2 protein-coding genes are annotated in these 1742 nt (G+C 43.5%); both read left to right on the top strand.

What is annotated here, in order from left to right:
* A partial coding sequence (gene proC, locus F6K49_RS45995) for a pyrroline-5-carboxylate reductase (protein ID WP_293109038.1) occupies positions 1–456 on the top strand: 456 nt, incomplete at its 5' end.
* A gap of 403 nt (positions 457–859) precedes the next feature.
* On the top strand, positions 860–1742 hold an 883-nt coding region (locus F6K49_RS45990), incomplete at its 3' end, for a hypothetical protein (protein ID WP_366514331.1).

The following is a 1742-nucleotide window of genomic DNA, read 5'->3' as shown; positions in this document are numbered from 1 at the left end:
GCAATGCCTAATACTCCTGCAACAGTTGGGGCGGGAATCACAGCACTAGCTGCTGGAAAATGGGTTTCACCTGATCAAATGGAGCGAGCAAAAACAATTTTTAGGGCTGTTGGTGAAGTAGTTGAGATTCCGGAACACCTGATGGATGCGGTGACCGGTTTATCTGGGTCAGGCCCAGCTTATGTGGCGATTTTGATCGAAGCCCTAGCAGATGGGGGCGTGGCAGCTGGATTACCCAGAGCGATCGCATTGCAGTTGGCACAGTCTACAGTATTGGGAACAGCCCAGCTGTTACAAGAAACTCAAATGCATCCAGCTCAATTGAAGGATCAGGTTACTAGTCCTGGGGGAACGACAATTGCTGCGATCGCTAAGTTGGAGAAAGCTGGTTTTCGCTCGGCTTTGATTGAGGCGGTTTTGGGGTCTTATCAGCGTTCTCGGGAGTTGGGAAGTTGAAGGTTGAAGGTTGAAGGTTGAAGGTTGAAGGTTGAAGGTTTAAAGTTGAAGGTTGAAGGTTGAAGGTTGTTCGCCCTTGGCGTTCCCATAGGGTAGTTGCAAAATTGATCAGAACTGATTGATCAAGTGAATCTTAAGATCCATTAGGTTAGGCCGTTGTTAGTTGGCCTTGGTTAACCCCATCTGCATTAGTCCTATGGGGGTTTTATTTTACTGAATAGCCAAAAAAAGTATTGTGCGCGTCATCTAGTTCTGTTAACTAGTTCTATAATAGCAACTAAAGGATTTATGCGATTGATCCCAATCGTTTAAAATGACGGGATCTGAACTACAATAATCACAAAATATTCATAATTTAGTCTGAATGTAAATTTGTGGACTGCATCTACTTGATGACAGACAGATGACAGAATCTTCAATTCCGATTCGAGCCTTACCAAAAGCACGGCAACGTTCTCGACCCAATCGCTTAAAATGGTTTTCCTACATAAGTTTGGGGATTTTGAGCAATGCTGCTATTTTGGGTTTAGCTTTTTTTGTGCTCCAGCAAATCCCTCGAACTTACACAAGTAAGGCAGCAGCGATTATACCTGGTGTGGGTTCTCAAGGATCTGTTCAACTCCCTGGAGTGGGTCAAGCTTCCTCCAATCCAGGTGAGAAATCTCCTTACGGATATCTTTTAAAGGTAGATCCACGAGAAAACTACCAGTATATCGCCATGAGTGAAGTAGTATTAACTGATGCTGCTGCTGCTGTTAATACCTCAGTCAAAGATTTTGAAGAGTTTGCCAAGCCAAGGGTTTCTTTGGATAGAGGTACCACTATCATAGAATTTGAAGTGGATGGCAAAAGCCCATTGGAAGCTCAGCGAAATACTAGGGCTTTTTATCAAGCCTTAGTTAAACGGATTGATGACTTAAGAGTAGAAGAATCAGCTCGTCAGGATAACAAGACGTTGCTAGCGTTAGACTCTGCTAATAGTAACTTAAAAAACGCCCAAACAAAGCTGTCTCAATTCAAAAAGAAGTCACTGCTCAAAATTTCTGAACAAATCAAGAACCTTTCAGAAGAAGTAGAGAGGTTGCGAGTGGAGCGTGCTAATTTATTGGCTCAGCAGCAAGCGGCTACCTCTGGATTAACGCAGCTAGAAGCTAACCTTAGGTTGTCAACTGACCAAGCAGCCGATGCTCTGATGCTTCAGGATGATGAAGTCTTTAAAAAGCTTTGGCAAAACTATAGCGATATCAGCGCTAACCTAACGATACTCAATACTCAATGGACACCAA

The sequence above is a fragment of the Moorena sp. SIO3I6 genome, assembly GCF_010672095.1.
The sequence above is the reverse complement of the archived record's forward strand: the minus strand, read 5'-3'. Positions and strand labels throughout refer to the sequence as shown.